Source organism: Herbaspirillum robiniae (genome assembly GCF_002213415.1).
GTDB lineage: Bacteria > Pseudomonadota > Gammaproteobacteria > Burkholderiales > Burkholderiaceae_D > Herbaspirillum > Herbaspirillum robiniae.
This window is the reverse complement of sequence record NZ_NJGU01000001.1, coordinates 567,403-590,853: the sequence shown is the minus strand read 5'-3', so window position 1 is coordinate 590,853 and position 23,451 is coordinate 567,403. Positions and strand designations below refer to the sequence as shown.

Annotated in this window: 22 protein-coding genes and 1 tRNA gene; 19 read left to right on the top strand and 4 right to left on the bottom strand. The window is 64.4% G+C overall.

Features of this window, described 5'->3' with window-relative positions:
- The first annotated feature begins 358 nt into the window (after positions 1–358).
- The 4 genes from CEJ42_RS02535 to CEJ42_RS02520 all read left to right on the top strand — a co-directional run bounded on the left by CEJ42_RS02535 (position 359) and on the right by CEJ42_RS02520 (position 4,747).
- Positions 359–904, top strand: coding sequence for a serine O-acetyltransferase (locus tag CEJ42_RS02535; protein ID WP_088749930.1), 546 nt, complete (start codon positions 359–361; stop codon positions 902–904).
- A gap of 2 nt (positions 905–906) precedes the next feature.
- The gene (gene galE / locus CEJ42_RS02530) at positions 907–1,932 is read left to right on the top strand and encodes a UDP-glucose 4-epimerase GalE (RefSeq protein ID WP_088749929.1); all 1,026 of its coding nucleotides are present in this window, start codon (positions 907–909) and stop codon (positions 1,930–1,932) included.
- 47 nt (positions 1,933–1,979) lie between these two features.
- Positions 1,980–3,056 (top strand): glycosyltransferase family A protein, encoded by a 1,077-nt coding sequence (locus tag CEJ42_RS02525; RefSeq protein WP_079215284.1) that lies wholly within the window; start codon positions 1,980–1,982, stop codon positions 3,054–3,056.
- A 476-nt stretch (positions 3,057–3,532) separates the two neighbouring features.
- A complete protein-coding gene (locus tag CEJ42_RS02520; RefSeq protein ID WP_088749928.1) occupies positions 3,533–4,747 on the top strand; it encodes an acyltransferase family protein in 1,215 nt (404 codons plus the stop codon).
- Positions 4,748–4,839: 92 nt separating this feature from the next.
- On the opposite strand, the gene CEJ42_RS02515 is transcribed toward CEJ42_RS02520, so the two are convergent.
- Positions 4,840–5,403 carry an FxDxF family PEP-CTERM protein gene (locus CEJ42_RS02515; protein ID WP_088749927.1) on the bottom strand — a complete coding sequence of 188 codons (564 nt, stop codon included), beginning with the start codon at positions 5,401–5,403 and terminating at the stop codon, positions 4,840–4,842.
- A gap of 423 nt (positions 5,404–5,826) precedes the next feature.
- Here CEJ42_RS02515 and CEJ42_RS02510 point away from each other — a divergent pair, with 423 nt between their 5' ends.
- Positions 5,827–6,840: an LLM class flavin-dependent oxidoreductase gene (locus CEJ42_RS02510; RefSeq protein ID WP_088749926.1), complete on the top strand. Its 1,014-nt coding sequence runs from the start codon at positions 5,827–5,829 to the stop codon at positions 6,838–6,840.
- Positions 6,841–7,190: 350 nt separating this feature from the next.
- Here CEJ42_RS02510 and CEJ42_RS02505 read toward each other — a convergent pair whose 3' ends face one another.
- On the bottom strand, positions 7,191–8,351 hold the full coding sequence (locus CEJ42_RS02505; protein ID WP_088749925.1) for a glycerate kinase: 1,161 nt from the start codon (positions 8,349–8,351) through the stop codon (positions 7,191–7,193).
- A 289-nt stretch (positions 8,352–8,640) separates the two neighbouring features.
- Between CEJ42_RS02505 and CEJ42_RS02500 the strand changes: the two genes are divergently transcribed.
- From CEJ42_RS02500 to CEJ42_RS02480, 5 genes are all read left to right on the top strand, one after another.
- Entirely contained in the window at positions 8,641–8,838 is a 198-nt protein-coding gene (locus tag CEJ42_RS02500; RefSeq protein ID WP_079215279.1) for a hypothetical protein, read from the top strand.
- Positions 8,839–9,088: 250 nt separating this feature from the next.
- Positions 9,089–9,883, top strand: a complete 795-nt coding sequence (locus CEJ42_RS02495; RefSeq protein WP_237772499.1) for a hypothetical protein — start codon at positions 9,089–9,091, stop codon at positions 9,881–9,883.
- Between the two features lie 199 nt (positions 9,884–10,082).
- A complete protein-coding gene (locus CEJ42_RS02490) occupies positions 10,083–10,349 on the top strand; it encodes a hypothetical protein (RefSeq protein WP_079215278.1) in 267 nt (88 codons plus the stop codon).
- 101 nt (positions 10,350–10,450) lie between these two features.
- A tRNA-Pro gene (locus CEJ42_RS02485) sits at positions 10,451–10,527 on the top strand.
- Positions 10,528–10,753: 226 nt separating this feature from the next.
- On the top strand, positions 10,754–10,978 hold the full coding sequence (locus tag CEJ42_RS02480; RefSeq protein WP_079215276.1) for a hypothetical protein: 225 nt from the start codon (positions 10,754–10,756) through the stop codon (positions 10,976–10,978).
- 68 nt (positions 10,979–11,046) lie between these two features.
- Here CEJ42_RS02480 and dmeF read toward each other — a convergent pair whose 3' ends face one another.
- Together dmeF and CEJ42_RS02470 are read right to left on the bottom strand one after the other, a co-directional pair.
- On the bottom strand, positions 11,047–12,069 hold the full coding sequence (gene dmeF, locus CEJ42_RS02475; RefSeq protein WP_088750207.1) for a CDF family Co(II)/Ni(II) efflux transporter DmeF: 1,023 nt from the start codon (positions 12,067–12,069) through the stop codon (positions 11,047–11,049).
- Positions 12,070–12,080: 11 nt separating this feature from the next.
- The gene (locus tag CEJ42_RS02470) at positions 12,081–12,356 is read right to left on the bottom strand and encodes a metal/formaldehyde-sensitive transcriptional repressor (RefSeq protein ID WP_079215274.1); all 276 of its coding nucleotides are present in this window, start codon (positions 12,354–12,356) and stop codon (positions 12,081–12,083) included.
- Positions 12,357–12,597: 241 nt separating this feature from the next.
- On the opposite strand from CEJ42_RS02470, the gene CEJ42_RS02465 reads away from it, so the two are divergent.
- The 9 genes from CEJ42_RS02465 to flhF all read left to right on the top strand — a co-directional run bounded on the left by CEJ42_RS02465 (position 12,598) and on the right by flhF (position 23,447).
- Positions 12,598–14,283, top strand: a complete 1,686-nt coding sequence (locus tag CEJ42_RS02465; RefSeq protein WP_207760375.1) for a methyl-accepting chemotaxis protein — start codon at positions 12,598–12,600, stop codon at positions 14,281–14,283.
- Positions 14,284–14,472: 189 nt separating this feature from the next.
- Positions 14,473–15,345, top strand: a complete 873-nt coding sequence (locus CEJ42_RS02460; RefSeq protein WP_079215272.1) for a CheR family methyltransferase — start codon at positions 14,473–14,475, stop codon at positions 15,343–15,345.
- A complete protein-coding gene (gene cheD / locus CEJ42_RS02455) occupies positions 15,342–15,947 on the top strand; it encodes a chemoreceptor glutamine deamidase CheD (protein WP_079215271.1) in 606 nt (201 codons plus the stop codon). Before CEJ42_RS02460 ends, cheD begins: the two co-directional genes overlap by 4 nt.
- A 72-nt stretch (positions 15,948–16,019) precedes the next feature.
- A complete protein-coding gene (locus tag CEJ42_RS02450; protein ID WP_079215270.1) occupies positions 16,020–17,096 on the top strand; it encodes a protein-glutamate methylesterase/protein-glutamine glutaminase in 1,077 nt (358 codons plus the stop codon).
- Positions 17,097–17,281: 185 nt separating this feature from the next.
- Positions 17,282–17,677 carry a chemotaxis response regulator CheY gene (cheY, locus tag CEJ42_RS02445; protein ID WP_006712751.1) on the top strand — a complete coding sequence of 132 codons (396 nt, stop codon included), beginning with the start codon at positions 17,282–17,284 and terminating at the stop codon, positions 17,675–17,677.
- A 1-nt stretch (position 17,678) separates the two neighbouring features.
- A complete protein-coding gene (cheZ, locus tag CEJ42_RS02440) occupies positions 17,679–18,332 on the top strand; it encodes a protein phosphatase CheZ (protein ID WP_079215269.1) in 654 nt (217 codons plus the stop codon).
- A gap of 350 nt (positions 18,333–18,682) precedes the next feature.
- Entirely contained in the window at positions 18,683–19,858 is a 1,176-nt protein-coding gene (gene flhB, locus CEJ42_RS02435; RefSeq protein ID WP_079215268.1) for a flagellar biosynthesis protein FlhB, read from the top strand.
- A gap of 2 nt (positions 19,859–19,860) precedes the next feature.
- Positions 19,861–21,975 carry a flagellar biosynthesis protein FlhA gene (flhA, locus tag CEJ42_RS02430; RefSeq protein WP_088749923.1) on the top strand — a complete coding sequence of 705 codons (2,115 nt, stop codon included), beginning with the start codon at positions 19,861–19,863 and terminating at the stop codon, positions 21,973–21,975.
- Complete coding sequence (flhF, locus tag CEJ42_RS02425; protein ID WP_088749922.1) at positions 21,972–23,447, top strand: flagellar biosynthesis GTPase FlhF; 1,476 nt, start codon at positions 21,972–21,974, stop codon at positions 23,445–23,447. Before flhA ends, flhF begins: the two co-directional genes overlap by 4 nt.
- Positions 23,448–23,451: the final 4 nt, after the last annotated feature.

The following is a 23,451-nucleotide window of genomic DNA, read 5'->3' as shown; positions in this document are numbered from 1 at the left end:
TGCGTACCGCGATGCATGGCCGGCCCGGCGGCGCCGGTCGGCAATGCGCGCAATCCCTCGTGGAATCTGCTTTTTCGTGCGAATGTGGCCGTTCAAATGAAACGATCTGGATGGCGGAATTTCCGGCCGGAAAATTCTCGCGAAGGGTTCGTCGAACCCTCTAGCCAGCGCTTCAAATCTATCATATTGTTGCGGCGCACAGTCGTTTATTGACGAGATAAAACCGGACTCTTTGAGAAGCGTTTCTCGAAAATAATTCCCCATCTGTAGAACTTTTCCTGTGCTGCCGAGCTCACTGTATTCATAAAAAAGAAGATGGGCCACGAGGCCCGTCATATGTCCGATAGGAAATATTCGAATGAGCAGAGATCCGGACTGGGAAGCAGATTTGTTGCGTTACAACATGCGGCGCCCCTTTCTCAGGGAGCAGTCGATCTGGGCCGTCTGGGTCTACCGTTGGGGCCGCCGGATCGAGGCCCGTCCCCCCGGGCTGCAGAAAAAGCTCTTCAACGCGCTTTACTGGATCGCCTTCCGCTTGGTGGAGACCGCCTTCGGCATCAGCCTGCCGCGCACCGCGCAGATAGGCCCGGGCCTGCGCATCTGGCACTTCGGCAACATCTTCCTGCACGGCGAGGTGGTCATCGGCTCCGGCTGCACCTTGCGCCAGGGCGTCACCATCGGTAACCGCCGCGAGGGCGGCGCCGTTCCGGTGATCGGCGACGACGTCGAATTCGGCGCCTATGCGCAGGTACTGGGCGCGGTCCACGTCGGCGACGGCGCGCGCATCGGCGCCTTGTCGGTGGTGCTGGACGATGTGCCGGCCGGCGCCACCGCGGTCGGCGCGCCGGCGCGCATCGTCGCCAGGCAGGTCCCCGAACTCAAGATCGACTTCAACAAGGATTGAACATGACGAGCCAAACCATCCTGGTCACCGGCGGCGCCGGCTACATCGGATCCCACACCTGCGTCGAGCTCATCAATGCCGGCTATGACGTGGTGGTGCTGGACAACCTCTGCAACAGCCGCGCCAGCGTGATCGGCCGCGTCGAGCAGATCGCCGGGCGCAGGCCGCGCTTCGTCGAGGGCGATATCCGCGAGCGCGCCGTGCTCGACCGCATCTTCAGCGAGCACGCGATCCACGCGGTGATCCACTTCGCCGGCCTGAAGGCGGTCGGCGAATCGGTGGCGCAGCCGCTGCGCTACTACGACAACAACGTCAACGGCAGCAATGTGCTGTTCGAGGCGATGGCGCGCCATGGGGTGAAGAACATCGTCTTCAGCTCGTCGGCGACGGTATATGGTGACCCGGCCAGCGTGCCGATCACCGAAGACTTCCCGCTGTCGGCGACCAATCCCTACGGGCGCAGCAAGCTGATGGTGGAAGACATCCTGCGCGACCTGCATGTGGCCGATCCCGGCTGGCACATCGCGCTGCTGCGCTACTTCAATCCGGTGGGCGCGCACGAGAGCGGCCTGATCGGCGAAGACCCCAGCGGCATCCCCAACAACCTGCTGCCGTTCATCGCGCAGGTGGCCGACGGCCGTCGCGCCTCGCTGTCGGTGTACGGCAGCGACTACCCGACGGTGGACGGCACCGGCGTGCGCGACTACATCCACGTGGTCGACCTGGCGCTGGGACACCTGAAGACCCTGCGCAAGCTGGAAGACGGCCCGGGCGTCTATACCTACAACCTCGGCACCGGCCGCGGCAACAGCGTGCTGGAAATGCTGGCCGCGTTCGAGAAGGCCTGCGGCAAGACCCTGCCTTACCAGCTGGTGGACCGCCGGCCGGGCGATATCGCGATGTGCTATGCCGCCACCTCGCGCGCGCAGGACGAGCTGGGCTGGAGCGCGCAGCGCGGCGTGGAGGCGATGTGCGCCGACACCTGGCGCTGGCAGGCGCTGGCGCGGAAACTTGCCCAGGGCGAGTGACTCTACTGCTGTGCGCCCCATGATCCGAATGTCTCCAGGAGTCCCGTATGGCCACCATTGACGTCTTGCTGCCGGTTAAGAATGGCATCAGTTTCCTCGCCGAGTCGCTCGACAGCGTGTGCGCGCAATCCTTCCAGGATTGGCGGCTGCTGGTGCTGGACCACGGCTCCACCGACGGCAGCCGCGAGCTGGCCGAGCAATATCACGCGCGTGATCCGCGCGTCGAGCTGCACTCCTTCCCGGAGGCGGACGGCTTGTCGGGCCTGCTCAACAAGGGCATCGAGATCAGCGACTGCCGCTATGTGATGCGGCATGACGCGGACGACATCTGCCATCCCCAGCGCATGGAGATTTCGCTGGCCGCGTTCGCCGCCAGCCCCGGCTGCGTGGCCATCGGCGGCCAGGCCGAGGTCATCAACGCCGACGGCGAGCGCACCGGCGACATGAAGATGCCGGTGGGCCGGCAACGCGTCGGCGCGGCGGCGTTCTTCCGCAACCCGATCGCGCACCCGACCGCCATGCTCGACTTCGGCGAGATGCGCCGGCAGGGGATCCGTTATGGCAACGACTTCCTGCAGCTGCTGCCGCAGGAGCAGCAGATGACGGTGAAGAACCTGGTGGAGGACTACTTCCTCTTCGGCCAGCTGGCGATCCAGGGAAAGTGCAACAACGTGCCCCAGCAGCTCATCCAGTACCGCTGGCACGGCAACAACGTCAGCGCCCGTCGCTTCGACGAGCAGATGGACATGTCGCTGCGCGTCTCCCGATACCTCGCGCGCAACTTCGCGGTGCAGAGCGGCCAGCCGTATTTCGATCCGGCGCCGTTCTGCAACCATGGCGGCCTGCTGTTCGAGGTCGCCGGCCAGAGCGATTTTTCCGCGCAGTTCGAGAAGATGGCCGCCAGCGTGCGCGCCGGCTTCCAGCATTCGCCGGAAGTCGAGCGCGAGCTCGACTATCGCCGCCTGGCCACCACGCGGCAGGGCTGGCAGTTGCTGTGGCGCTACCTGCAGTTCAAGTCGCAGCACGAGCCCGAGGCCGGCGAATGGAATGCGGTGCGCTCCTGGCTCATGCGCAGGATCCCGGGCAAGCCGCGCATGAGCGCGCCGGCTGAACATCCGGCCTGATCTTTTGCTTGCGGCGTACCGATGCACTTTCGGATGTACGCCTCTGCCGTGACGAGCTGAGCTCTTCCTGTCGGCATTTTCGCAGTCGTTGTTTCATCGCTTGCGGCGATGAAATGACGGCTGTTTTCATTTGCGCCGGCAACGGCGTGGCGTACGTCCCCATCTGCTGAATCGCGTTCGACGTCGGGCTTTCCTTGTCGCCGGCCGGCGACGGCGGCGGCATTTCAGCTTCCGTTTTTTACCGCTCATCATGTCGCCGCACGGCGACAGAAATACGTCGTTTCCGGCTCCTTGTCATCCGTCTGTAAGCCTTTTGCAGACTGGATTTGCGCCATGCACAAACGTTACAAAAACGCGCGGAACCTGTCTCTTCCGAAGAGAGTCTGTGAAGCAATAAAAGAACGCGAATCGATGTCGCCGCACCGTCCTGGCGCGCGCCGTTTTCGATTCGACAACCGGACAGAAAGGTACGCGCCATGAATCAAGGTTTCCCCATTCCCGCAGGCAGGCAGATCCATCTTCCATGGCTGGATGGCCTGCGCGGCATTGCGGCCATGTGGGTGCTGGCTTCGCATGTGCAGATACTGAGCGGCATGCGCGACATTCCCGTGCTCTCCTGGGGCGGCATCGCGGTGGACCTGTTCATGCTGCTCTCCGGTTTCCTGATGGCGCACAACTACTTCCTGCGCCGGCGCGCCGAGCCCTGGGACGAGCCGCGCACTTTCTTCATGTTCTGGTTGCGGCGCTTCTTCCGCATCGCGCCGCTTTACTACCTGCTGCTGATCGTGGCCATCGGCATGGGCGCCATGCTGGCCGAGGACCGCTCGTCGATCGCGGCGATCTGGCCGTCGACCATGACGCCGCTGCATCGCTATCTCGACGGCAGCGTGGGCAACTATCTGGCGCATCTGAGTTTCGCCTTCGGATTCTTGCCCGACTATGCGTTCCGTACGGCGCTGCCTGACTGGTCGATCGGCTTGGAGATGCAGTTCTACCTGGTCTTCCCGTTTTTGATGCTGGCGTTCTCCCGCTTCGGCGCATTCCGCGCCAGCGTGGCGGCGCTGGCGATCTGCGCGCTGGCGTGGCTGCTGCTGCCGACTTACTTCCAGCGCTTCGAGATGCCGTCGCTGATCTTCATGAAGCTCTTCGTCTTCATGGCCGGCATGTGGGTCGCCATCGCCAGGCAGGAAGGCCCGATGACCCGTTCGATGTTGTCGGCGGTGGGCATCATCGTGCTGTGGGCGCTGATGCAACGGCATATGCAGGCCGGCGAGCCGCACTTGATGAGCCTGTTCCGCCTGCTGATGGTGGTCGGCATGTTCTACCTGATGAACAACGGCACCCTGCCGGGCAGCGGGCTGTCCGGCCGCGTGGTGCGCGAGATGCGCAAGCTGCTGTCGGGTCGCGTGGCGCGCTTCCTGGGCGACACATCCTACTGCGTCTACCTGCTGCACCTGCTGATCCTGTTGCCGGTAGCGGGCGCGCTGGCGCGGTACGAGGCTTATGTGGCGCTGCCGTCTCCGGTGCGCTTCCTGATCTGCCTGGCGCTGGTGATGCCGCCGGTGTACCTGGTTTCCTGGGTCCTGTTCCGTACGGTGGAGACCTACGGCATCCAGTTCGGCCGCAGCGTGGTGCGACTGTTCTCGCGTCCGGCCGTGACGGCGCCGGGAGCCCGGCGCGCCAACACCTGAGGGCGGCGTGAGGGCAGCGCTTACGCCCGAAGTGAAAAACGCCCGGCACAGGCCGGGCGTTTTTACGTGGTGTCACATCAGAGAAGATGCATTCATCCTGCCGCGAACCCCGCTAATCCCGGCGCAGCAAAATCCGCCGTCTTGCGCATGCCGCGCCGACGGCGCGCCGCCATCAGGCCGACCACCACCAGCCCGGCCAGCATCATCGCCGTGGTCGATGCCTCGGGCACCGCAGCCACGTTGATGTTGCCGCCATAGCTGCCGCCCAGGCCGCTGGAAGAGCCGGAAACCGTCAGCACATAGTTGCCCGAGCTGAGGTTGCCGGCCGTGATGGTGTAGGTCTGCAGCAGCGAGGCGGTGCTGGCGGTGCCGGTGTAGACCTGGCCGGTGGTGGTGTTGGTCAGGGTGAAGCTGCTGATGTCCAGGCCCGAGCCGGAGCCCGAGGAGATCGAGATGATCGCCGAACTCACGTCGAAGGCGCTGGAGTAGGTGAAGGTGTAGTTGTCGGTGAAGGTCCCGGACGAAGTCAGCGTATTGCCGATGTTGGCCGAGATGCTGTTGTTGAAGGTGATGGCCGTGGTGGTCGTGGCCGCGGTTGCGGCACCTCCTGCAAGCAATGAAACGGCAAGCAGGGCTCCTGCGAAGAACTTCTTCATGGTCGTTTTCCTTTTCTGTTGAAGGGGAGGTGCACGCCGGCGTTTCTGTGCAAGCTGTCGTGGCAGATGCTCGCCGCGCGCACGATGACAGGCAAATCCGAGATTTGCCGCGGTGCGTGGTGCCGGGTTTGAGTCTAGTGAGCGCGGCGGTGCAGTTCAATCGCAAGGGCCTGCGGAAAGGCCACTTTTACGAAAATTTAAACCTTGCGCAAAGCCGCGCCGGTATTGGGATTGCGGAATTTTCCGTGGGGCATTCTTTGGCTTTCCGCCGGGTATTTTCCGGCCTGTTGCGTGGCCGCCCTGGGGAGCGGAAAACCGGGGCCGCACGCCGTTTTGCATTTGCTGCTATCGTCGCATCCTTTGCCCGCCGGCCTGATCCGGAGCCGTGCGGGGCATTCAACGAATGGAGTCGATGGAGCCGCGATGAAGATCAGCGTACTAGACCAGGCGCCGGTGTCCGAAGGCACCAGCAGCGCGCAAGCCCTGCGCAATGTGCTGGAGCTCGCGCAGCTGGCGGACCGGCTGGGGTTTTACCGTTACTGGGTGGCGGAGCACCACGGCAGCAGCTCGCTGGCGTGCACCGCCCCCGAAGTGCTGATCGGCCCGATCGCCGCGGCGACGCGCCGGCTGCGCGTGGGCAGCGGCGGCGTGATGCTGCCGCATTACAGCCCGTTGAAGGTGGCGGAGTCCTTCGGCATGCTGAGCGGCCTGTATCCCGGCCGCATCGACCTCGGGCTGGGGCGCGCGCCGGGCAGCGATTCGCTGACCGCGTCGGCGCTGCAGCGCGACCGCCGGCAGCGCATGCCCGACGATTTCTTCGACCAGCTCAACGAGCTGCTGGCCTATCAGTGGGACCGCGTGCCGGCCGATCATCCGTTCGCGCGCCTGGCCGATCTGCCGGGGCGGCCGGAGTCGCCGCAGACATGGCTGCTCGGATCCTCCGCGCAGAGCGGCATCTGGGCCGCGCAACTGGGCCTGCCTTACATGTTCGCCGATTTCATCCAGGCGGCCGGCGAGGGCGTGTGCGCGGACTACCATCGCGACTTCACGCCTTCGGACGCGCTGGCCGAACCGCACAGCGGCGTGGCGGTGCAGGTGATCTGCGCGGACACGGACGAGGAGGCCAGGCTGCTGGCCAGCAGCTATGCGATGCGCCTGATCCACATGCATACCGGCCGGCGGCTGGACAAGATCCCGTCGGTGGAAACCGCGCTGCGCTTTTTCGAGCAGCACGGCATGGCCAGCGATCGCCTGCCGCCGGGGCGGCGCGCCATCGTCGGCAGTCCGCAGCGCGTGCGTGAAGAGATCGAGGCGGTCGCCGCCGCTTACCAGGCTTCGGAGGTCATGGCGGTCAGCATCATCTACGACCACCGCGCGCGCCTGCGCTCCTATGAACTGCTGGCCGGGGTGTTCGGCCTGGATGCAGGCGGGGCGTGACCGGTCGTTGACAGGGGCGGTGCCCCCGCTGCGCACAGAAATGAAAAGCCCAATTGCATCAAGGGCTTAAGTGCTTCTTCCTAGGGTTTTCCACAGTCTTGCCCCCACTTTCTGGGGATAACTGCGCAACTGCCGGCGGCGGCGGCGAAAAATCAACAGGCCGCCATCGCGGCGGCCTGTTTCGTGGGCGGGATCTGCGTTCCCGGCGCCAGAATCGCTGCGTTGCACGCAGCTGCATCGTTTTCAGAAAACGTTTTCCGATCAAGCACTTGGGCGGCTTTTCCTCAGCTTCTCCACAGGCCTGTCCCCGGTTTGTGTGAACAAGTCCCAGGCTGTGGATGGCGTGGGTTTTATTTGCCCGCGGCAGCTGCCGTCTGCCACAGGCGCGCGATCTGCTCGGCGCTGGCGCGCAGCAGTTCCGGCGCGCCGGCGATCGCGTCCTGCAGGCTGCCGGGGCCGAACACGATGGAGAAGCAACCCGAGAAGCTGCCCTGCAGTTCGTCCAGCGACTTGCGGTCGATGCCGCCGGACAGCAGGGTGGTCGGCACGCCCACGCGGCGCGCGCGCTGGCTGGCGATGAAGGGCGCCTTGCCGTGCAGGGTCTGCGCATCGCTGCGGCCTTCGCCGGTGATCAGCCAGTCGGCGCCGGCCAGCGCGTCGTCCAGGCCGATGTGGTCGGCCACGGTCTCGGCGCCGGAGCGGAACTCCGCGCCCAGCATCAGCAACGCATAACCGAGGCCGCCTGCCGCGCCCGCGCCGGGCTGGCCGGAGGCGCTGCGTCCCATGGCCTGCTCCAGCACTTCGGCGAAATGGCCCAGGGAGCGATCCAGCTGCGCCACCTGCTCGGGCGTCACGCCTTTTTGCGGGCCGAAGATCGCGGTGGCGCCGACTTCGCCGCACAGCGGGTTGTCGACGTCGGACATGGCGACAATCCTGGCCTCCCGGATGCGTGCGTCGACGCCCGAGGCATCCACGCGCGCCACCTTGTGCAGGTCGGCCGGGCGGGGCGGCACCGTTTCGCCGGCGGCGTCGAAGAACTTCACGCCCAGCGCCGCCAACAGGCCCGCGCCGCCGTCGTTGGTGCTGCTGCCGCCCAGGCCCACCAGGAAATGGCGGGCGCCGCGGTCCAGCAGTTTGAGCATGGCGTCGCCCACGCCCAGGGTGCTGCGCTGTTCCACCGGCACCGAGGTGCCCGCGGCGTCGGTCAGGCCGACGATGGCGGCCGACTCGATCACCGCGCTGCCGTCCTTCAGGATCCCGACCGGAGCGTCGACGAACTGTCCGGCCGCGTTGCGGCAGGAGATCGCCAGGCGCTCGCCGCCGGCGTGCATCAATGCGTCCAGCGTGCCTTCGCCGCCGTCGGCGATGGGGCGCAGGCGTATCTGCGCGCCGGGAATGGCGGCCTGGATGCCGCCGCCGATGGCGGAGGCGACTTCTTCAGCGGTGAGTGAACCCTTGAAGGAGTCGGGAGCGACGACGACGACGGGCGGACGGGCAGATGTGTTGGTCATGGGCTTGGATCGTTGCGGCCGGCGCGGCGCCGGTCCGGATTGCGGGAGTCTCTGGGGTCTTGTCTGGATATTCTTATGGCAGCGCAGTGCTGCTGCGGGCTCATTATATAAGCAGAGCCTTATCCGATTATTGCGTCGCAGGTATAAACACTAGAGACGTGGGGTACAGGTTTGCCGCCGGGAAAAACGCGGTGCAAGCAGGGCGTAACAAAAGGTAAGGACGATGGCAGGGCGCGCGGCGCTGCGCCATAGTCGGCAGTTGGCGCCCTTGCGCCCGAGGAGCATCGTCATGAAACCTTACCTGTTGCTGCTGGCCCTGCCTGCCGTCCTGCTGCTGGGCGGCTGCGTGGCCGTGCCGTACGATCCCTATTATGGCGGCCCGGCCTATCCGGCCTACCAGGCGCCTGCGTACTATCCCTATTACTCCTATCCGTCGGTCTATTTCGGCTATGGCGGCGGCTGGGGCGGCCGCGGTCATTGGCGCTGAGCGGCCGATCGCCAAAAATACGCGGAACCATGGGGCTGAAAGGCGACCAAAAAACGTTAAAATATCGCGTCAGAAAAATGGCGGAATAATGGGAAGCTGACGGCGCATTGGGCGCCGTTCCCGTTCAAGGGGCGCGGTTTCGCGCCATGCCGGAATTCAGCAATCTGTCAGGAATCCGCTGCCGCAAGGTATGAGTTTTTTCAGTTCGTTCACCCGTACAGACATCGTTTCCAGAGCGCGGCGCCGCACCGTGCTCGGCCTCGTGCTGTCGGTGCTGATCCACGCGGGCCTGTTCATGGTCTTGCGCGCCAAGCTGAACGAACCGCCGAAGCTGGATACCCAGGGCAAGCCCGACGCGCCGCTGCAAGTCACCTTCATCACGCCGCCCACGCCGGCGCCCAAGCCCGATGTCCCCAAGGCCGAGCCCGCTCCGCCGAAGAAGACCCCGCCCAAGAAGCCCGTGGCCAAGGCCGCGCCCAAGCGCAGCACGCCGCCGCCGAGCAGCGCCGCAGTCGCGCGCAGCGCACCGGCGCCTGCCGCGCCTGACGGCAACCTGCCGCCGTCGGCGCAGGCCGCCCCGGAGATGGACTTCAGCTCCATGATCAACCGCAACCGCGAGCGCCGCCAGGCGCTGGAGCAGTCCGCCGCTGAAGAGAATGCAGCGGCACGCGCGGCGGAAAATCCCTCGGCCAACGATATCGCCAAGGCCAACATCGCCTTCCAGGAACGCCGCGGACGCGGCACCAACGGCGTGTTCGAGATCGTCAGCAAGGGACCGCGCGTGGCGCAGTACAGCTTCCGCGGCTGGACCAACGACCAGCGCCGCAGCCAGAAGCAGATGATCGAGGTCGACGCCGGTCCCGGCGGCAATGTCGAGAAGGCCATCGTCGACAGCATGATCGCGCTGATCCGCAAATACTATTCGGGCGACTTCAACTGGGATTCCCAGCGCCTGGGCCGCGTGGTGGTGCTGTCCGCACGGCTGTCGGATACCAAGGGGCTGCAGAGCTTCCTGATGGACGAATTCTTCCGCAACGGCGGCTGAGCCGCGCACCGTCGGCTGCGACTGCAATTGCAGGTCCGGCATGCCTGGGCGGCAAAACCCCGACCAAATTCCAACGTTTTGTTTGTGCCTTGCCAAGGGCTTCCGGGTTTTTTCCGGGATTCAGGTATTTCCTTACGGAAAATCAAAATCTTTCGTGATAGGATTTCCTCTGTATTCTCATGGGAAGAAGGAAGTTGAAATGAATCCCGAACTGACAGGCGAAGAGCTGCGCTGGATGTACAGCGTATTCAAGGGCGAATTTCGCATCATCCCCGGCCGCATCGTAAACAGCATCGTCTCCAAGGGCTTGGGCATTCCCAATCTGGGCGGCGCCTTCAACCTCACGCGCGCCGGCAAGGAAGTGTTCCGCCGTACGCCCCAGGGCTACCAGGCCTACGAGGAAGAAGAGGAGATGCACATCATCCGTTCGACCGCGCGTGCGCGCACGAACTGGCGACTGGGCTGAGGCGGCCATCGCGGATTCTCAAGACCGGAATAAAATATTTAAATGGTTTTGAGAAACTGTTGAACAAAAAACATATTGCCTGTTATAATTGCTGGCTCAGTCGGGGCGTAGCGCAGCCTGGTAGCGTACTTGCATGGGGTGCAAGGGGTCGTGTGTTCGAATCACACCGTCCCGACCAAAAAATCAAAGGGTTACAAGCATTTGCTTGTAACCCTTTTCCATTTCCGGCCACGGAATTGCAATTCGCTTCCATGTCGCTGCGTCTCGCCGCGGCGTTACACAAACACACAATTTCACGTCCGCAGGCCCGCTGCGCCGCGCGTTATCTGATCACCACGGGACATAACGTGGATGCCGGAGCGATCCGGTACCGCCATTCGCCAAACAAGATCAGGAGCGCAAAAATGAAATCCCTCTTATTGATTCCGGCCATCGCCGCCGCCTTTGCCTTGAGCGGTTGCGTGGTCACGCCGCCGACCGTGCGTCCGGCCTATGTGGCGCCGCCGGGCGTGGTCTATGTCGCTCCGACCTATGTGTCGCCGGGGCCGGGCTACGTCTGGGCTTACCACGAGCACTACGGCTGGGGATGGCACCATCCGCAGTACGGCTGGCATCGCGGCTGGCGCTGAGCGGCCGGTCCGGTATCACCAAAAGAAAAGCGGCCCGCGGGCCGCTTTTCTTTTGCGTGGCGGCGTCGTCAGGCGATGCGGTGCTCCAGCGTCAGATGCTTGAGTTCGGCGATGGCGGCCAGCTTCTCGCGCAGCGCCGCTTCGCTCACGCGCGCGGAGGTGGAGACGCTGACGATGGCCGCGCGCGCCGCCGGGCCGATGCGCCAGACGTGCAGGTCGTCGATGGTGGCATCCTGGTCGTCCAGCGCGTGACGGATCTTGTCGGCCAGTTGTTCGTCGGTGACGTCGAGCAGCACCGACGAGGTTTCGCGCAGCAGTGAATAGGACCAGCGCGCGATCACCACGGCGCCGACCACGCCCATCATCGGGTCCAGCCAGGTCCAGCCCAGGTAGAGGCCGGCGACCAGGGCGGCGATGGCCAGCACCGAGGTGAGTGCGTCGGCCAGCACGTGCATGTAGGCCGAGCGCAGGTTGTTGTCGTGACCGTGATGGCTGGGGTGGTCGTGATGGCCGTGGCGCTCATGGTGTTCGTGGTGTTCGTGGTGTTCGTGGCGCTCGTGCGCATGACCGGGGGCGTGATGGTCGTGATGCCCATGGGTGTCGCCGTGGGCGGCGTGGTGGTGGGCGTGGCCGTGCTGATGGCCGTCCATCAGCAGCAGCGCGCTGACGATATTGACGATCAGGCCGATCACCGCGATGACGATGGCTTCGCCGAACTCGACGGCAGCCGGGTTCGCCAGTCGCCAGACCGATTCGGCGCCGATGCCGATGGCCACGACCGCCAGCACCAGGGCGGATGCGAAGCCGGCCAGGTCGCCCACCTTGCCGGTGCCGAAGCTGAAACGCGCGTCTCGCGCATGACGGCGCGCGAACACATAGGCGCCGGCGGCGATGGCCAGCGCGCCGGCGTGCGTGGCCATGTGGAAGCCGTCGGCCAGCAGGGCCATCGATCCGGTCAGGTAGCCGGCGACGATTTCCGCGACCATCATGACGGCGGTGAGCGCCACCACCCACAGGGTGCGGCGGGCATTGCGGTCATGGTCGGCGCCGAGGTAGACGTGTTCGTGCGTGTATCGGGAAGGGGTTTGCATGTCGGCTCCGTTCATTTCGAATAGCGGCGGATCGCTTCCAGGACTTCGTCCAGCCCCTGGTTGCGCTCCTTGTCGGACAGGCCCGGGCGGGCGACGTGTTCGCGCGCGTGGGCTTCGATCAGTTCATCCATCAATCCATTGACCGCGCCGCGGATGGCGGCGGCCAGGTGCAGGGTCTTGCTGCAGTCGGCGTCGTCGTCCAGCGCGCGCTCGAGCGCCTGCACCTGGCCGCCGATGCGGCGTACGCGCTTGAGCAGCGCGTCTTTGTGTTCAGTGATGTGGCTCATACCATACCCCCCTATCCTATATGTGGCGAATTATAGCCTGAAGGGGCGAGGCGCATGCAAGGTGTTTCAGCGTCGTCAGGCATGCAATACAGGCAATCTTGGTATTAGAACAACCGTGCGTTTTATAAGCTATGCGTAAGCTAAGCGCTCTAGGATGCGGAGAATGTGGCGCTTTGCGTCCGCATCCATGCCTGCCTCGAAGCAGGCGCAGACAAGCGGGATATCCGCAAGGAGACATTCGATGGCAGAGTTGAAGGCAGGAGCGTCCGCCGCTGGTGCGCGGGCTTGGGGTTTGACGGCGTTGCGGTGGCTGGCGGCGCTGGCGGTCGGCGGCGCGGCGGCGTTCGCGCTGGAGGCGGCCGGTGCGGGGAGGGTGATCGGCGCGCCGTTGCAGGGTGTGCTCGCCCTATTGCCGGCGCTGGTGTGCTTTGCGCTGCTCCAGCGGCGCGCCAATCCCGCCGGCGCGCAACTGGTCGACAAGGTCGGCAACGAGATCGACCACATCATGATCGGCGCGGCCGAAACCTCCTTCTTCGTCGACTCCATCAAGACCAAGATCGGCAAGGATGTCGATTCGGCCAACAGCATCGCCGCCAGCGCCGAGCAGAACGCGGCCACCACCGAGCAGATCGCCGCCAACGCCGAGCGCGCGTCGGCGATCGCCTCCGAGGTGCGTTCCGAAAGCGTCAGCGGCCGCGCGGAAGTCGACCGCGGGCTGCAGCAGATCGGCCAGGCGCGCACCGACGCCTTATCGGCCTCGACCATGATGGAGCAGCTGCAGGAAAAGTCGCGCCGTATTCACGGCATCACCGAAGTCATCAGCGAGATCGCCGCGCGCACCAACCTGCTGGCGCTCAACGCCGCCATCGAGGCGGCCCGCGCCGGCGAGCAGGGGCGCGGCTTCGCGGTGGTGGCGGGCGAAGTGCGCCAGCTGGCCCAGCGCACCAAGGAAGCTACCGACGACATCGGCGTGATGGTGCGCGCCATCAATGAGGAGGCCGAGCGCGCGGCGTCGGGCATGCATGCACTGAGCGGCCGGGTGCTGGAGGCGGCGCAGAACGTGGAGAAGGTGCATAGTCTGCTCAACAGCATCGAGCGTTCGGCCAGCCAGTCGCAGGAGCAGATCGAAGAGATCGCGCTGGCCTCGCGCGAACACGTGCAGACCACCCAGAACATCGCGGAGTCGATCACCGCGATTCGCAACGGCATGCTGCAGACCGATACCGAGCTGCCGCGCGTGGCGGCTTCGGCGATGGTGCTCTCCGAACGCGCCGAGGTGGTGTTCGAAGCGATCGCCGAGAGCGGCGCGCGCACCGCGCACGATGCGATCAGGATTGCGGCGGCCGAGGGCGCGCGCGAAGTGGGGCGGGTGTTCGAGGAGTCGATCAAGGCCGGGCGCATTTCGGAGCAGGCCCTGTTCGACCGCACCTACAAGCCCATCCCCAACACCGCGCCGCAAAAGCATTCGACCCCGTTCGACGCCTTCACCGATCGCGTGCTGCCGGCCGTGCAGGAGGCGCTGCTGGAGCGCATGCCGCAACTGGCCTACGCCGGCGCGGTGGACAACAACGGTTATTTCCCCACCCACAACAAGAAATTCTCGCAGCCGCTGACCGGCAACTACGACGTCGACCTGGTCAACAACCGCACCAAGCGCATCTTCACCGACCGCACCGGCAAGCGCTGCGGCTCCAATACCAAGCCCTTCCTGTTGCAAACCTATAAACGCGATACCGGCGAAGTGATGCATGACCTGTCAGTGCCGATCTATGTGAACGGCAAGCACTGGGGCGGTTTCCGCGTCGGTTATCGGTCCAGCCATGCGCCGCAGGCGGCAGCGCCGGTGGCGCAGGCGCTGCCCCGGGGTGGTGCGGTTTTGGCGGCATCGGCCCGCGGGGCAGGACAGATGAGGATTTCAAAGGTTTGAGGGATGGCACGCCAGGGCTTGGTTGACTTGGCGCAATAGCGGGGTAAAACCGTTTCATTTCCAAGGCTGGATTGCTTGACCCGGCCCGGCGGCTGATAGATTATTCGACAAGGGGATACCCGCCCGCCAAGGGTGGGCAGACAGTAAGCGGCATGCCGACGGCCAGCCGCACCAGTTGAAGGAATCACAGTGAAGCCTACGGTGCCTAGCAAGGGCGAATCATCCGGCAAGGAGTTCGATTTCACCAGCCGCGATTTCGAACGCGTCCGTGGACTTATCTATCAGCGCGCCGGTATCGCGCTGGCCGACAGCAAGCAGGAAATGGTCTACAGCCGCCTGGCGCGCCGCTTGCGCGCCACCGGGATCACTTCGTTCGTCCAGTACCTCGACATGCTCGAGCGCACCCAGGATTCGGACGAGTGGGAGGCTTTCACCAATGCGCTGACCACCAACCTGACGTCGTTCTTTCGTGAGGCCCACCATTTCCCGATCCTCGCCGATTTTGTCAAGACGCTAAAAGAGCCCGCAACCATATGGTGTTCCGCGGCCTCCACCGGCGAGGAACCCTATACCATTGCCATGACGGTGTGCGAGGCTTACGGCACGCTGACGCCGCCGGTGCAGATCATCGCCACCGACATCGACACCAATGTGCTGGCCACCGGCGCCAACGGCGTTTATCCGATGGAGCGCATCGAGAAGATGTCGCCCGAGCGCGTGAAGAAGTTCTTCCTGCGCGGCAAGGGCAGCCATGAAGGCTACGTGCGCGTGCGGCCCGAGCTGCGCAAGCTGATCACGTTCAAGCAACTGAACCTGCTGGCCGACGGCTGGCCCCTGAGCGGCCAGTTCGACGTGATCTTTTGCCGCAACGTGATGATTTACTTCGACAAGCCGACCCAGAGCAAGATCCTGTCGAAATTTGTGCCATTGATGAAACCCAACGCCTTGTTATTCGCCGGACACTCGGAGAATTTCCTGTACGTGTCCGACGCGCTCAAGCTCAAGGGCAAGACGGTCTATGAACTGAATGCAGCGCAGCGTGGCGCGAGGAACAAGACATGAGTCAAGCCCCGGACCAGTTCGCGTCCAACCTCTATTACGATCGCACCTTCGATTGCGACGCGGCCAAGATCCTGCCTGGGGAATATTTTTTCACGCACAAGGACATGATGATCGTCACCGTGCTCGGTTCCTGCGTCTCGGCCTGTATCCGCGACCGCGTCTCTGGCATCGGCGGCATGAACCACTTCATGCTGCCCGACGGCGGCGGCGATGAGGGCAGCCCGGTTTCGGCGTCGGCGCGCTACGGCACCTATGCCATGGAAATCCTGATCAACGACGTGCTCAAGGCCGGAGCGCGTCGCGACAATCTCGAGGCCAAGGTGTTTGGGGGCGGCAACGTGCTGCGCGGCTTTTCGGCGATCAACGTCGGCGAGCGCAATGCCGAGTTCGTGCGTCGCTACCTCAAGGCCGAAAGCATTCGCGTGGTGGCGGAGGATCTCAATGACGTCTGGCCGCGCAAGGTTTATTTCTTCCCTCGTACCGGCAAGGTGCTGGTCAAAAAACTAAAGCAACTGCACAACAACACGCTGGCGGACCGGGAAAAGGCGTACGCAAGCAAGCTGGTCACCAAACCGGTGGGCGGCGAGGTCGACCTGTTCTGAGAACGGGCAACCGGTCGGGCGGCGCACTGCGCAGCCCTGGCCGGCGTGGCAGGCAATACGGAAAGCATGGTTATGAAAATAAAAGTACTCATCGTTGACGACTCCGCGCTGATCCGCAGCGTGATGCGCGAAATCATCGGCAGCCAGCCCGACATGGAAGTGGTGGGCGTGGCCCCCGATCCGATCATCGCGCGCGAGATGATCAAGCAGACCAATCCCGACGTGCTCACGCTGGACGTGGAAATGCCGCGCATGGACGGCCTCGATTTCCTGGAAAAGCTGATGCGCCTGCGGCCCATGCCGGTGGTGATGGTCTCGTCGCTGACCGAGCGCGGCTCTGAAATCACGCTGCGCGCGCTGGAGCTGGGCGCCATCGACTTCGTCACCAAGCCCAAGATCTCGATCCAGAGCGGCATGCAGGAATACGCCGACATGATCGCCGACAAGATCCGCGCCGCCTCGAAGGCGCGCGTGCGCGCCCGCGCGCCGCGTCCGGGCGAGCAGGGCCAGGCCCCGGGCGAGGCGTTGCCGCAGATCCGCAATCCGCTCACGTCCAGTGAGAAACTGATCATCATCGGCGCCTCCACCGGCGGCACCGAGGCGATCAAGGAATTTCTGATCCGCATGCCCTCCGATTGCCCGGGCATCCTGATCACCCAGCACATGCCGGAAGGCTTCACGCGCTCCTTCGCGCAGCGCCTGAACAACCTGTGCAAGATCTCGGTGGTGGAGTCGGCCGGCAACGAGCGCGTGCTGCCGGGCCACGCCTATATCGCCCCTGGCCATTCGCACCTGAAGCTGGTGCGCAGCGGCGCCAACTACATGACCCAGCTGGACCAGGGGCCGCCGGTCAACCGGCATCGCCCCTCGGTGGACGTGCTGTTCCAGTCGGCCGCGACCTGCGCCGGCAAGAACGCGGTCGGCGTCATCCTGACCGGCATGGGCAAGGACGGCGCCCAGGGCATGCTTGAAATGAAGAATGCGGGCGCCTACAACTTCGCCCAGGACGAGGCCTCTTGCGTGGTCTTTGGCATGCCGCGCGAGGCGATCGCCATCGGCGCCGCGCATGAAGTGCTGTCGCTGCAGGCGATGCCGGGCAGGGTGCTGGCGTGGCTGGCGGAACACGGAAGCCGCGCATTGCGGGTGTGAAACACGGCGCAAACGCCGATTCTGCTGCCATTTTCGCGGTTGCTGCACTACAATGCCGTGGCGAAGAAGAGAGGGACGTACAGGGCGGCTTTGCCGGCCTTACGGGAAATAAGAAGGTGGGCGGTTCAAGTTCGCATCCGGGCTTGCCGTTAACCCAAATCAATTGAAAAAGATGGAGTCTTAGCATGTCGGGTCCCAATACCAAGTTCTTAGTCGTCGACGATTTTTCGACCATGCGCCGCATCGTGCGCAACCTGCTCAAGGAATTGGGCTACACCAACGTGGACGAGGCTGAAGACGGCGTGCAGGCGCTGCAGAAGCTGCGCAGCGACCAGTTCGACTTCGTCGTCTCCGACTGGAACATGCCCAACATGGACGGCCTGACCATGCTGCAGGAAATCCGCAAGGATCCCGCGCTGTCCAAGCTGCCCGTGCTGATGGTCACCGCCGAAGCCAAGAAGGAAAACATCGTGGCAGCGGCCCAGGCCGGCGCCAACGGCTACGTGGTCAAGCCGTTCACCGCGGCCACGCTGGACGAGAAGCTGGGCAAGATCTTCGAAAAGATGGCCGCAGGTGGCTGACGTGAACGCCGGCGTGAAATCAGGTGGCCATGCGGGCGGAGAGCCGGTAGCCGCTGCCAACGAAGAGGTGCTGGCCCGTATCGGCCACATGACGCGCAACCTGCACGACAGCTTGCGCGGCCTGGGTTTCGACCGCCTGCTGGAGCGCGCCGCCAGCGACATGCCGGACGCGCGCGACCGCCTTGAGTATGTGGCGCGCATGACCGAACAGGCGGCGCAACGGGTGCTCAACGCTACCGAACTGGCCAGCCCGCTGCAGGAGCGCATCAATGACGGCGCCGCCGAACTGAAGGCGCAGTGGGATGCGGCGGGGGCTGCGAGTTTTTCCGAATCCGACTATCGCGCGCTGGGCGCCCGCACCGCGGCTTTCCTGGCGCAAGCCGGCGAAGACAGCAGCGTCACCAAGCAGCAGCTGCTCGATATCATGATGGCCCAGGATTTCCAGGATCTGACCGGGCAGGTGATCAAGCGCGTCACGCAACTGGCGCATGATCTGGAGTCGCAACTGGTCCAGCTGCTGGTGGATTACGCCCCGAGCGACACCAAGCGCGAAGATACCGGCCTGCTCAACGGCCCGCAGATTGACCCGGCCGGCAAGGATGTCATTGCCAACCAAGGCCAGGTGGATGACCTGCTGGAGAGCCTCGGCTTCTGATCGTCGGGGTTTGTTGTTCTCCTGGTAATCCGTTTGATCTGTTGTTTTATTGTCATTGAGGTTGGCGCCGGCTGAACAAGGGATTTCCTTCCGGAAATCCTTGCCGGCGGCGACTTCCTGCAGTTTTCGCTGTTTTCGGTATCCCGGCCGCCTCCGGCCGGTCTTTCCATTTCGATACGCTTCGTTCTGCCGCAGGCAGATGCTTGCGTTTTTGCCTAGTCCGAAATGGGGGACGTTTCCGCCCTTATTCCCCTGATGATTCCGGCCTTGGCTCGCCAATAATCCTGCCTATTGTTCTCGAAATCCGTCTATTTGTCGGGAACGAGGTTTTTGCAGGGGGGATTCGGCAGATGGCCGACGACAGCGACATGGAGCGGACAGAACCCGCCACGAGTAAACGCCTTTCGCGTGCTCGTGAGCAGGGTGATGTCCCACGTTCGCGGGAGATGGCCACTTGTGTGATGTTGCTGATCGGCGGCAGCTGCGTCTGGACCTTCAGCGGCCCCCTGGTGACCAGCCTGAATCGCGTCATGGTGGCCGTGCTGAGTTTCGAACGCGCAGCCGCCTATGATCCCGTCGTGCTCTTCAACATGCTGTCCGCACATTTCATGGAAGTGGCCGTGGCGATCATTCCGCTGGCATTCATGATGACCCTGGCGGCGATGGCCTCGCCCCTGATCCTCGGCGGCTGGCTGTTCAACGTCGATTCGCTGGCGCCCAAGTTCAGCAAGCTCAATCCCATCAGCGGCATCACCAACATGTTCTCGATCAACTCCCTGGCGGAGCTGGTCAAGGCCGTGCTCAAGACGGTGCTGGTGGGAACGGTGGCCTGGCTGGCCATCATGAGCCAGATCGACGCGGTGATGGGGCTGGGCGTGGAGTCGCTCAAGACCTCGAGCAGCCACTCCGCCTATCTGCTGTGGGTGACCTTCATCATGATGGTGTCGCCGCTGATCCTGATTGCGGTGATGGACGTGCCTTACCAGATCTGGAATTACGGCCGCAAGCTGCGCATGACGCGCGAAGAGGTCAAGCAGGAACACAAGGAATCCGAAGGCGACCCGCACATCAAGGGCAAGATCCGGGCGATGCAGCGCGCCATGGCGCGCCGTCGCATGATGGCGGAAGTGCCGACCGCCGACGTGGTGGTGACCAACCCGACCCACTACGCGGTGGCGTTGAAATACACGGAAGGCAAGATGGGCGCGCCCAAGGTCGTGGCCAAGGGCTTCGACGACATCGCGGCCAAGATCCGCGAAGTGGCGCGCGAGAACAAGGTGCCGTTGCTGGAAGCGCCGCCGCTGGCGCGCGCGCTGCACACCCACACCGAAATCGGGGACGAGATTCCCGAGGCGCTCTACACGGCGGTGGCGGAAGTGCTGGCGTATGTCTTCCAGCTGCGTACTTACGGACAATTTGGCGGCAATCGCCCGGTCGAGCCGACCGAGCTGAATGTGCCCAAGGAACTGGACCCGGTCACCGCGACCAAGAAGCCGCGCGGACCGCAGCGTAGAACGATGCAGTAACTATGGCAAAACTCAATACCATGAAACTGCCGGCCTGGGTGCCGGTGAAGAGCACCCGGGCACTGGCGGCGCCGGTCCTGATCGTCATGATGCTGGCGATGATGGTGCTGCCGCTGCCGGCCTTCATGCTGGACCTGCTGTTCAGCTTCAACATCTCGCTCTCGGTCATCGTCCTGATGACGGCCCTCTACACCGTCAAGCCGCTCGACTTCATCGCCTTCCCGGCGGTGCTGCTGGTGTCGACCATGCTGCGCCTGTCGCTCAACGTGGCGTCCACCCGCGTCGTGCTGACCGAGGGCCACACCGGCCCGGACGCCGCCGGCAAGGTGATCGAGGCCTTCGGCCACTTCCTGATCGGCGGCAACTACACCGTCGGTATCGTGGTGTTCATCATCCTGACCATCATCAACTTCATGGTGGTGACCAAGGGCGCCGGCCGTATCGCCGAAGTGGGCGCGCGTTTCACCCTGGACGCGATGCCCGGCAAGCAGATGGCGATCGACGCCGACCTCAATGCCGGCCTGATCGGCGAGCCGGAAGCCCGCGCCCGCCGCAAGGAAGTGGCGCAGGAGTCAGAGTTCTACGGCGCCATGGACGGTGCCTCCAAGTACGTGCGCGGCGACGCCGTGGCCGGCATCATCGTCACCGTCGTCAACATCGTCGGCGGCCTGGTGGTCGGCATGGTGCAGCACGACCTGGCTTTCGATGCCGCGCTGAAGAACTACACGCTGCTGGCCATCGGTGACGGCCTGGTGGCGCAGATTCCCTCGCTGATCATCTCGACCGCGGCCGGTGTGGTGGTCTCGCGCGTGGCCAACGACCAGGACGTGGGCGGCCAGCTGATCAACCAGCTGTTCGCCAAGCCGGAGGTGCTGTATATCACCGCCGTCATCATCGGCGGCATGGGCCTGATCCCGGGCATGCCGCACATCGCCTTCATCCTGCTGGCGGCCGCCATGGGCGGCGGCGCCTATGCCATCAGCAAGCGCAAGGAGCAGGCCAAGACCGAGGCGGCGCAGCCGGAAGCGGCGGGTGGAATAGGCGGCGGCACTGTCGCGCCCGCGCAGGAAGCGGAAGAAGCCACCTGGCAGGACGTCATGCCGGTCGACACGCTAGGCCTGGAAGTGGGCTACCGCCTGATTCCGCTGGTCGACAAGGCGCAAGGCGGCGAGTTGCTCAAGCGCATCAAGGGCATTCGCAAGAAATTCGCGCAGGAAGTCGGCTTCCTGTCGCCGCCAATCCACATTCGCGACAACCTGGAATTGAAACCTTCGGCCTACCGCATTACGCTCAAGGGCGTGGAAGTGGGCAAGGGCGAAGCGCACGCCGGCCAGTACCTGGCGATCAACCCGGGCATGGTCACCGGCCCGCTGCCGGGCATGATGACCACCGACCCGGCCTTCGGCCTGCCGGCGGTCTGGATCGACAACAGCCTGCGCGAGCAGGCCTCGACCATGGGCTATACCGTGGTGGATGCCGGCACCGTGGTCGCCACGCACCTGAACCACCTGATCACCACCCACGCGGCCGAGCTGCTGGGGCGCCAGGAAGTGCAGAGCCTGCTGGACCATGTGGCCAAGGACGCGCCCAAGCTGGTCGAAGACCTGGTGCCGAAGATGCTGCCGCTGGGCACCTTGCAAAAAGTATTGCAGAACCTGCTCATGGAAGGCGTGCACATCCGCGACATGCGCACTATCATCGAAGCAGTGGCGGAGAATGCGGCGCGCATCCAGGAGCCCAGCGAGCTTACCGCGATCGTGCGCATGGCCTTGGGCCGCGCGATCGTGCAGCAGATCTTCCCGGGGGAGAACGAGTTGCCGGTCATGGCGCTGGACTCCAAGCTCGAACGTCTGCTGCTGCAGGCGCTGCAGGCCGGCGGCGACAGCGGCGGCATCGAGCCGGGCCTGGCCGATTCGCTGGTCATGCAGACCGAGATTGCGGCGCAGCGCCAGGAACAGATGGGATTGCCCGCGGTGCTGCTGGTGTCGGCGCCGCTGCGTACCTTGCTGGCGCGCTTCTTGCGGCGTGCGCTGCCGCAGTTGCGCGTGCTGTCGCACGCCGAAGTTCCAGAGTCGAAAACGATTAAAGTTACCAGCCTAGTTGGAGGGCAAGCATGAACGTCAAGAAATTTATCGCCAATTCGTCTCGCGAGGCGTGGCGCCAGGTGCGCGAGGCTTTGGGTCCGGACGCCGTCATTCTCTCCAATCGCAACATTCCCGATGGCGTGGAGATCCTCGCCATGGCCAACGAGGACATGACCTCGCTGGTCGGTCCGAACGGCACCCGCCAGGCCGCAGGCGGCCCGCAGGCGGCGTCGCTGCAGCAGCAGTCGGGCTTGCCGCCGGCGCAGCAGCCCAAGCGTCCGGCGCTGCTGTCTTCTCCCATCGCGCAGCAGCCGTCCCGCGCGGCGCGCCAGGAGGAGTCGCCCTTGCTGGACCAGCAGCCGCTGGGCCGCATTCCCACCCGTGAGGCGGAGCCGGCCGCGGACGCGCGCGTCTGGCGCAGCCGCGGCGGCAACGCGAGCCAGCACCGTGAAGCGCAACAGCATGACGCCCAGGGCGAGCAGGACCAGCGTCCGCGTTCGGCGCTGCCGGAATTCGACGGCAAGGATTACGACGAAATCCTGTCGGAAGTGATGACCGAAATCCGCTCCATGCGCGGCGTGCTGGAAACCCAGCTGGCGGAAATTTCGTGGGGCGGCACGCAAAAGCGCGAGCCGCTCAAGGGCCAGGTCATGAAGGAAATGCTGGCGGCCGGCTTCTCGGCCAGCCTGTCGCGCCTGATCACCGAGAACCTGCCCACCAATTCGAAGAACCAGGACATCATGTTCTGGGTCAAGTCGGTCCTGGCGCGCAACCTGAGCACCCTGGGCAATGAAAACGAGCTGCTGGAAAACGGCGGCGTTTTCGCCCTGGTCGGACCCACCGGCGTGGGCAAGACCACCACCACCGCCAAGCTGGCGGCGCGCTGCGTGATGCGCCACGGCTCCGGCAAGCTGGCGTTGATCACCACTGACGGTTACCGTATCGGCGGCTACGAACAGCTGCGCATCTACGGCAAGATCCTGGGCGTGATGGTGCACTCGGTGAAGGACGAGACCGACCTGCGCATCGCGCTTGAAGAGCTCAAGGGCAAGCACACGGTGCTGATCGATACCGCCGGCGTGGGCCAGCGCGACCAGATGGTCGCCGAGCAGGACACGATGCTGGCGGGCGCCGGCGTCGACATCAAGCGCCTGCTGTGCCTGAACGCGACGGCCACCGGCGGCACCCTGAACGAAGTCGTGCACGCCTACTCCAGTTCGGGCCTGGCCGGCTGCATCGTCACCAAGCTCGACGAAGCCGCCACCATCGGCAACGTGCTGGACGTGGTGATCCGCCACAAGCTCAACCTGCACTACGTGGCCAACGGCCAGCGCGTGCCGGAAGACCTGCACGTGGCCAACAAGCTCTACCTGGCCGACCGCGCCTTCAAGCAAAAGCGCGAAACCGCCCCGTTCGAATTCCAGGACGGCGAGTTGCCCGGCGTCGTCGGTCCCACGGCGCTGTCCATGAACGACAAAGGCTTGCGCGAGGTGAGTTTTGGCTAGTTAC

Bases quoted from the DNA above. Each gene is read 5' to 3' on its own strand.
- CEJ42_RS02535 (WP_088749930.1), top strand. From the start codon at position 359: ATGAGCAGAGATCCGGACTGGGAAGCAGATTTGTTGCGTTACAACATG.
- galE (WP_088749929.1), top strand. From the start codon at position 907: ATGACGAGCCAAACCATCCTGGTCACCGGCGGCGCCGGCTACATCGGA.
- CEJ42_RS02525 (WP_079215284.1), top strand. From the start codon at position 1,980: ATGGCCACCATTGACGTCTTGCTGCCGGTTAAGAATGGCATCAGTTTC.
- CEJ42_RS02520 (WP_088749928.1), top strand. From the start codon at position 3,533: ATGAATCAAGGTTTCCCCATTCCCGCAGGCAGGCAGATCCATCTTCCA.
- CEJ42_RS02515 (WP_088749927.1), bottom strand. From the start codon at position 5,403: ATGAAGAAGTTCTTCGCAGGAGCCCTGCTTGCCGTTTCATTGCTTGCA.
- CEJ42_RS02510 (WP_088749926.1), top strand. From the start codon at position 5,827: ATGAAGATCAGCGTACTAGACCAGGCGCCGGTGTCCGAAGGCACCAGC.
- CEJ42_RS02505 (WP_088749925.1), bottom strand. From the start codon at position 8,351: ATGACCAACACATCTGCCCGTCCGCCCGTCGTCGTCGTCGCTCCCGAC.
- CEJ42_RS02500 (WP_079215279.1), top strand. From the start codon at position 8,641: ATGAAACCTTACCTGTTGCTGCTGGCCCTGCCTGCCGTCCTGCTGCTG.
- CEJ42_RS02490 (WP_079215278.1), top strand. From the start codon at position 10,083: ATGAATCCCGAACTGACAGGCGAAGAGCTGCGCTGGATGTACAGCGTA.
- CEJ42_RS02480 (WP_079215276.1), top strand. From the start codon at position 10,754: ATGAAATCCCTCTTATTGATTCCGGCCATCGCCGCCGCCTTTGCCTTG.
- dmeF (WP_088750207.1), bottom strand. From the start codon at position 12,069: ATGCAAACCCCTTCCCGATACACGCACGAACACGTCTACCTCGGCGCC.
- CEJ42_RS02470 (WP_079215274.1), bottom strand. From the start codon at position 12,356: ATGAGCCACATCACTGAACACAAAGACGCGCTGCTCAAGCGCGTACGC.
- CEJ42_RS02465 (WP_207760375.1), top strand. From the start codon at position 12,598: ATGGCAGAGTTGAAGGCAGGAGCGTCCGCCGCTGGTGCGCGGGCTTGG.
- cheD (WP_079215271.1), top strand. From the start codon at position 15,342: ATGAGTCAAGCCCCGGACCAGTTCGCGTCCAACCTCTATTACGATCGC.
- CEJ42_RS02450 (WP_079215270.1), top strand. From the start codon at position 16,020: ATGAAAATAAAAGTACTCATCGTTGACGACTCCGCGCTGATCCGCAGC.
- cheY (WP_006712751.1), top strand. From the start codon at position 17,282: ATGTCGGGTCCCAATACCAAGTTCTTAGTCGTCGACGATTTTTCGACC.
- flhB (WP_079215268.1), top strand. From the start codon at position 18,683: ATGGCCGACGACAGCGACATGGAGCGGACAGAACCCGCCACGAGTAAA.
- flhA (WP_088749923.1), top strand. From the start codon at position 19,861: ATGGCAAAACTCAATACCATGAAACTGCCGGCCTGGGTGCCGGTGAAG.
- flhF (WP_088749922.1), top strand. From the start codon at position 21,972: ATGAACGTCAAGAAATTTATCGCCAATTCGTCTCGCGAGGCGTGGCGC.